General features: G+C 58.3%; 5 protein-coding genes and 1 rRNA gene. 4 read left to right on the forward strand and 2 right to left on the reverse strand.

What is annotated here, in order from left to right:
- Window positions 1-153: 153 nt before the first annotated feature.
- From prfB to Q0K43_RS09350, 3 genes are read left to right on the forward strand one after another with little or no spacing between them, the layout of a single operon-like run.
- The gene (gene prfB / locus Q0K43_RS09340; RefSeq protein ID WP_297290274.1) at window positions 154-1,275 is read left to right on the forward strand and encodes a peptide chain release factor 2; all 1,122 of its coding nucleotides are present in this window, start codon (window positions 154-156) and stop codon (window positions 1,273-1,275) included.
- 27 nt (window positions 1,276-1,302) lie between these two features.
- Window positions 1,303-2,409, forward strand: a complete 1,107-nt coding sequence (locus Q0K43_RS09345) for a glycosyltransferase family 4 protein (RefSeq protein WP_297290275.1) — start codon at window positions 1,303-1,305, stop codon at window positions 2,407-2,409.
- Window positions 2,410-2,429: 20 nt separating this feature from the next.
- On the forward strand, window positions 2,430-3,962 hold the full coding sequence (locus Q0K43_RS09350) for an O-antigen ligase family protein (RefSeq protein ID WP_297290276.1): 1,533 nt from the start codon (window positions 2,430-2,432) through the stop codon (window positions 3,960-3,962).
- A 54-nt stretch (window positions 3,963-4,016) separates the two neighbouring features.
- Here the strand turns inward: Q0K43_RS09350 and Q0K43_RS09355 are convergent, their stop codons facing one another.
- A complete protein-coding gene (locus tag Q0K43_RS09355; protein ID WP_366086270.1) occupies window positions 4,017-5,303 on the reverse strand; it encodes a serine dehydratase subunit alpha family protein in 1,287 nt (428 codons plus the stop codon).
- A 40-nt stretch (window positions 5,304-5,343) separates the two neighbouring features.
- Window positions 5,344-6,258 carry a homoserine O-acetyltransferase MetA gene (gene metA / locus Q0K43_RS09360; RefSeq protein ID WP_297290278.1) on the reverse strand — a complete coding sequence of 305 codons (915 nt, stop codon included), beginning with the start codon at window positions 6,256-6,258 and terminating at the stop codon, window positions 5,344-5,346.
- A 578-nt stretch (window positions 6,259-6,836) separates the two neighbouring features.
- On the opposite strand from metA, the gene Q0K43_RS09365 reads away from it, so the two are divergent.
- Window positions 6,837-7,125: ribosomal RNA gene (locus tag Q0K43_RS09365) — 16S ribosomal RNA — on the forward strand; the annotation flags it as partial.

The raw sequence follows: 7,125 nt of genomic DNA on the forward strand, positions 1-7,125 counted from the left end.
GATGATCTGATCTTCTGTACCGATCCGGCCTGGTCCGCCAGCAGCCGATAAAAACCGCCCGCCTTCGGGCGGTTTTTTGGTGCCCTTCTCTTTACATTAGGGCTGTGGTTGGATATAATAGTAAGGCTATTTTACGGAAATGAGAGTGGATCTATGTTACAGTTTGATGAATATAAGGTAAAGCTCAACAACCTCAAGCCGGAGCTGGACGAACTGGAGCAGGCCCTGGGCCTGGAGGCCGCCCGGCGGGAGGCTGAGATGCTGGAGTCGGAGAGCGCCTCCGATGGCTTCTGGGATAACCTGGAGAAGGCCCAGAAGGTTCAGCAGAGGGTCAAGAACCTGCGGGACAAGATCGAGGGCCAGGAGAAGCGCCAGGGCCAGTGGGAGGACCTGATGACCCTGTGTGAGCTGGGCAACGAGATGGAGGATGAGAGCCTGGTGCCCGAGCTGGAGGAAGGCTTTGCCAAGCTGGAGGCCAACATCGAGGAGGCCAAGCTGTCCACCCTCTTTACCGGCGAGTACGACAACTCCAACGCCATCCTCACCTTCCACGCCGGCGCCGGCGGCACCGAGGCCCAGGACTGGGCCCAGATGCTCTTCCGGATGTACACCCGCTGGGCCGAACGTCACGGCTTTACCTGCAAGACCCTGGACTATCTGGACGGCGACGAGGCCGGCCTGAAGAGCGCCACCATCCTCATTGAAGGTGAGAACGCCTACGGCCACCTGCGCAGCGAACACGGCGTCCACCGGCTGGTGCGGGTCTCCCCCTTTGACGCCAACGCCCGGCGGCAGACCTCCTTTGCCGCCATCGAGGTCATGCCCGACCTGCCTGAGGACGCCGACGTGGAGATCCGGCCCGAGGACTACGAAATGCAGGTGTTCCGCTCCTCCGGCGCCGGCGGTCAGCACATCAACAAGACCTCCTCCGCCGTCCGCCTGATCCACCACGCCACCGGCATTGTGGTCTCCTGTCAGACCGAGCGCAGCCAGTTCCAGAACAAGGACACCTGCCTGCGGATGCTGCGGGCCAAGCTGGTGGAGCTGAAGATGCAGCAGCACGCCGAGAAGATCTCCGACATCAAGGGCGTCCAGCTCAAGATCGAGTGGGGCAGCCAGATCCGGTCCTATGTGTTCATGCCCTATCAGCTGGTGAAGGACAACCGCACCGGCTATGAGACCAGCAACGTCAACGGCGTCATGGACGGCGATCTGGACGGCTTTATCAATGCCTACCTGAAGGCGGAGGCTACCGGCAACTGGGCGGAGAAATAATCCGCCGAAGGAAAAGGAGAATTTGCCATGCGCAAGGTACTCTATCTGCTCAACTATGCGGGCAAGGCAGGCACGGAGCGATATGTGGAGACGCTGGTGAAATACCTCTCTGCCGACGGATTGGTGCAGCCCTTCTTTGCCTACAACGAGGGCGGACTGCTGGTGGAGCGGCTGGAGGCAATGGGAGTTCCCTGCCGCCAGATCACCATGCGCCGCCGGTTCGACAAGGAGGCGGCCAAGGCTCTGGCCGATCTGTGCCGGGAGTGGGATATTGATCTCATCCACTGCCACTACCTGCGGGAACACTATACCGCCCTGCTGGCCAAAAAGTACAACAAGAAGATCCGGGTGGTGTATACCAACCACTTCGTCCTGGCCAACGACTTCATCACCCGGCTGTCCAACCGCTGGATGGACAAGCGGCAGGATCAGATGATCGCTGTGTGCAACAAGGGGAAGGAGCAGCTTATTGCCAACGGTTGGAGCGCCGAGCGCATCCAGGTCATCTTCAACGCGGTGGATCTGGAGGCCTGGGCGGGGGACCGCTCGGAATCCACCCTCCGTGCTGAGCTGGGTCTGCCCGAGGACCGGTTTGTCATGCTGTGCGCCTCCCGCTTTGCCGACGACAAGGGCCACAAGTACCTCATTGACTCGGTGAAACGGCTGACGGAATTGACGGACAAACCCTTTACCCTGGTGCTGGCGGGGGACGGCCCTCTGCTGGAGCCCTCCAAGGCCCAGGTCAAAGCGTTGGGGCTGGAGGAGCAGGTGAAGTTCATTGGTTTCCGCAAGGATATCAAGAATCTGTACAAGGGTTCCGATCTGTACGTCAACTCCTCCCTGCATGAGGCCCTGTCTTTCCTGATTATTGAGGCTATGGCTGCCGGCCTGCCGGTGATCGCCACTGATATGGGGGGCAATTCGGACATCGTAAATGACGAGGCGGGCTGCGGCCTGCTGGTGACCTATGACGACCCCGACTCCATGGCGGGGGCCATGAAGCGGTTCCTGGAGGACCCGGATTTCCGGGCCACCTGTCGGGCCAACGCCCTGCGGACCATTGCGGAGAAGTTCGAGATCCACAAGATGGCCAAGGCCACCTACGGCGTGTACGAAAAAGCCCTTCACGATTGAATCCAAGGAGTAAAAACCTGATGTCTATTGCAAAAAACAGCCTGTTTCTGCGCTTTTTCCTGGCCATCTGGCTGGGATTCCGGCAGGCCTGGGCGGGCAGCCTGCCCGGACGGGCCTGCGCGGGCCTGGAGCGGTGGTTTATCCGACAGCTGAGAGGCAGTCTCCTCTTCCGCTTTGTTTGGCGGGAGGGGGCTATCCCCAAGGCTTGGCCGGACAGCCTGATTTGCAGGCTGCTCACCGCCATTATCAACATCCCCTGTGCCATCTGTAAGTGGCTTTACAAGATCGGCCGCCCAGTGTGGGACGGCAGCCTGTTCTGCCGCTTTCTGGGTGCCGTGGGCGGGGCCGGATTCTTCTTCCTGGGCCTGTTCATGCTGGTGATGCTGGTGGCCCCCCATGAGATGTGGAACAACACCTATGGCCTGCTGGGGGCGATGGCCGTCACTGGCCTGTTCGTCATCGGCAGCGCCTCCCGGGCAAAGGACCGGCTGGAGCTGGACACCCTGGGGCCCTACATGAGCCTCTATATGGCCTTTATCTGCATTGCTCTGGCCGGGTCCATCTCTACCCGCCTGTCCATGCGCTTCTTTGCCTTCCACATTACCGCCTTCCTGTTGGTGCTGCTGGTGGTCAGCGCGGTGCGCAAGTATGAGCAGCTCCAGCTGGTGGTGGCCCTGGCGGTGCTGGGCATCTCCATCGCCGCTATCTACGGCTGCTACCAGGGATATATCGGCGTGGAGGTGGTGGCCTCCCAGCAGGATATGACTGTCAATGCCGGTATGCCCGGCCGGGTCTATTCCGTCTTTGACAACCCCAACAACTTCGCCGAGCAGCTGGTTATGCTGCTGCCTCTGGAGCTGGCCCTTTTCCTCAATTCCCACTGGCGGGGCAAGATCCTCTCCCTGCTCTCCCTGTGCGTGGGCGTGGTGGCTATTGGCCTTACCTACGGCCGCTCCTGCTGGATTGGTCTGGCCCTGGCGGTGGTGGTGTTTCTGGCCCTCATCGACTGGCGGTGGGTGCCCCTGTTCATTGTGGCCGGTCTGGTGGCCATCCCCTTCCTGCCCGAGACCATCTACAACCGCATTCTCACCATCACCAACACCGAGGACAGCTCCACCCAGTACCGCTTTGAGATCTACAGCACCACCAGCAATCTGATGCGGGACCACTGGGTCAAGGGTATCGGCCTGGGCACCGATGTGATGAAAGAGGTGTTCCAGACCTATCCCACCAATTTTGACGGCACCTATCCCATCCATACCCACAACAACTATTTGCAGATGTGGGCGGAGACCGGCATCTGGGGCGTAATCTCCTTCCTGGCCCTGCTGCTTTATCAGCTCAAGAGCGGCGTGAAGGCCTTCCGGGCAACCCTGGACAAGCGCACCAAGCGGCTGCTGGCCGCGGCCCTGGGCGCCTTCTGCGGCATCCTGGTGGTGAGTGTGGCGGAGTACACCTGGTTCTATCCCCGGAATATGTTCACCTACTGGTTCCTCTTCGGCGTTATCGCCGCCTGCGTCAAGCTGGTCAGACAGGAAAAGAAAAAGGCATAACGAATATAAGCGCAAAAAAGCGTCTGCCTCGGCAGACGCTTTTTTTGCGCATTTTCAGCAGGGCTCCCGGGTCATCATCTCCAGGATCACATGGTCGGTCTCCCGCATGCCCTGGCGGCCCAGTTCGCCCACATTTTGGATGGTGTGTTCCACACCGTCGCTGATGATGCCGTCGCCGGTGCGGAATTCCTGGCCGTTCTGGTACATCTGGTAGCCGAAAATACCCGCCTCCACCGCCATACTGATTTTGGCGGCGCAGCTGGATTTGGCTCCGTCGCACACCACGCCGGAGTGGAAGGCCAGGGCGTTGACGATGGTGTGCTTCACCTGGTCGTATCCCCCGCCCAGCAGGTAGCAGATACCGGCCCCGGCGCCCGCTCCGGCGCTCACCGCGCCGCAGAAGGCGGACAGACGTCCGATGTAGGTCTTTTGATGGATGGTACACAGGTCGGATACCGCCAGCGCCCGGTACATCCGCTCCTCCGGAATGCCCAGGGAGCGGGCGTACTCGATGACGGGCACCGAGGCGGTGATGCCCTGGTTGCCGCTGCCCGAGACAATGACCACCGGCATTTCACAGCCGTTCATCCGGGCATCCGACCCAGCGGCGGCTTTTGCTCTGGCACGGCGTTCCAGGGAGGCCTCGGTACTCATGAGTACTTTGCCCACATTGGCTCCGTAGGCGTGGAGCAGGCCCTCCTCCGCGATAGCCATATTATACTGGACCTGCAGTTCCAGCAGTGGGCGCAGATCGTCCACATCCACGCTGTCGGCAAAGTCCACGATACCCTGGATGGACAGGATGGAACGATCGGTGAGAGCGGTCTCCTGCTCTCCCTCCACCGGGATATCGATTTCCTTTACCCCGTCTTTTTCCAGCAGCACGATGTTGGTGTGGTAGTTGGCGATGCGCAGGGTGACGGTGTGGCCGCCGCCGGTGAGGGCAATGGTATAATCGAAGGTCAGGGGAGTGTCGGCCAGATGAACCTGGATGGGGTGGGAGCGGAGGAAGTCAGTCATTTCTGCCTTCTGTTCCTCCGTTACCACAGAAATGACCTCCAGCACTTTGTCCGGGTCACCGGCCACCAGCCCGGCGGTGACGGCGGCGGGGATGCCCTTCAGTCCGCCGGTATTGGGGACTATGACGCTTTTTACATTTTTGATCAGGTTGCCGCTGACCTGGACGGAAACTGTTTCAGGCAGGCAGCCCAGGGCCCGGCGGGCCACCGCCGCGCCATAGGCCAGCGCGATGGGCTCGGTGCAGCCCATGGCGGGTACCAGCTCCTCCCGCAGGATCTGCAAATAGCCTTCATAGCAGGGGTCGGTCTTTTTCATATGCAATTCGTTCCTTCCTGAGCCTATATGGGGAGCTGTGTTACTATCACACCTCGTTCAGGTCGTAAGGCGTAGTCTGATAGACGTAATAATTCAGCCAGTTGGTATACAGCAGCTGCCCGGCGCTGCGCCACCGGACCACCGGTACCCGGGTAGGGTCGTCGCCGGGGAAATAATTGGCGGGCACCGCGATCTGGAGGCCTTTATTGACATCCCGCCAGTACTCTTTGGCCAGGGTGTCCGGGTCATACTCGGGGTGTCCCAACACAAAAAATTGCCGGCTGTTCTCCGTCTTCACAGCATAGACGCCCGCTTCAGAGGAGGCGGCGATCAGTTCCAGGCCGGGGGCGCGGCGGATATCTTCCTCCCAGACCTCAGTGTATCGGGAGTGGGGAGCATAGAACACGTCGTCAAACCCGCGAAACAGGGGGGAGTTTGGTTTCAATACCCGGTGTTCGTATACACCGAAGAGTTTCTGGGGCAGAGAGCGCTTTTCAATGCCGTGGTGAAAATAGAGCCCTGCCTGAGCGCCCCAGCAGATGTGCAGTGTGGAATGAACGTGGGTCAGGCTCCATGTCATGATCTCGCACAACTCAGGCCAATAGTCTACCTGGTCAAATTCCAGGTTTTCTACCGGGGCGCCGGTGATAATCATGCCGTCGTATTTCCGATCCCTGATCTGGTCAAAGGTGGTATAAAAGGAAGCAAGATGATCCTCGTCGGTGTGCTGAGATTGATAGCTGGCCGTCCGAAGCAGTTCCACTTCGATCTGCACCGGTGTGTTGGATAGCTTTCGCAGGATCTGGGTCTCTGTAACGATTTTAGTGGGCATCAGATTCAGAATCAGGACATTCAACGGACGAATGTCCTGGTGCAGAGCCCGATGCTCGGTCATAACAAAGATGTTTTCGCTTTCCAAGATGGCGGTGGCGGGTAGTGAGTCTGGTATCTTAATGGGCATGGTAGTACCCCCTCTACTAGAGATCAAATGGTGCTGCACCATTATTATATATAGAGTAACATACTTCGAACTAAGTCGCAACCGGAGAATGGATCGACCAATTAAGGAGAAAATCAAAGAAAAGATGAAAAAGGTGTTGACAAAGGGGAGTGAGGGTGGTATTCTAACTGAGCGCCTTGCGGAGGGCACCAAAGATCAGCGGGAGCTGAAAAAAGTGCTTGACAAACGTGAGAGTGCGTGGTAAACTAAATGAGTTCGCGCCGGAAGGTGTGAACTGGCTTGAAAAAGGACCGGAACAAGGGGATCGGGGCTAAAAAGCCCTGAAAAAACTTGAAAAAGTTCTTGACAAGCAAAGCCGGCAGTGCTACAATAAATAGCACGTCAGCCCGGAGGGCTGGCCGGAGCGTGTACCTTGTAAATTAAACAACGTGAAAGAAACACGAAGCACCAGAAAGGACGAGAAGTCCTTCTGAAACAAGCGCAAGCTTGGTGCAGAAGGCTCTTGATTTAATTTCTTTGAAGCTATGAATTAAGCTTCGATAAAGTGATTTGAAGAACCTCGGTTCTTTAGATACCATTTTATTGAGAGTTTGATCCTGGCTCAGGATGAACGCTGGCGGCGTGCTTAACACATGCAAGTCGAACGGAGAACCCCTGACGGAGTTTTCGGACAACTGAAGGGAATTCTTAGTGGCGGACGGGTGAGTAACGCGTGAGGAACCTGCCTCGGAGTGGGGAATAACAGCCCGAAAGGGTTGCTAATACCGCATGATGCAGTTGGGCCGCATGGCTCTGACTGCCAAAGATTTATCGCTCTGAGATGGCCTCGCGTCTGATTAGCTAGTTGGCGGGGTAACGGCCCACCAA

Source organism: uncultured Flavonifractor sp., from assembly GCF_944383115.1.
Taxonomy (GTDB): domain Bacteria; phylum Bacillota; class Clostridia; order Oscillospirales; family Oscillospiraceae; genus Flavonifractor.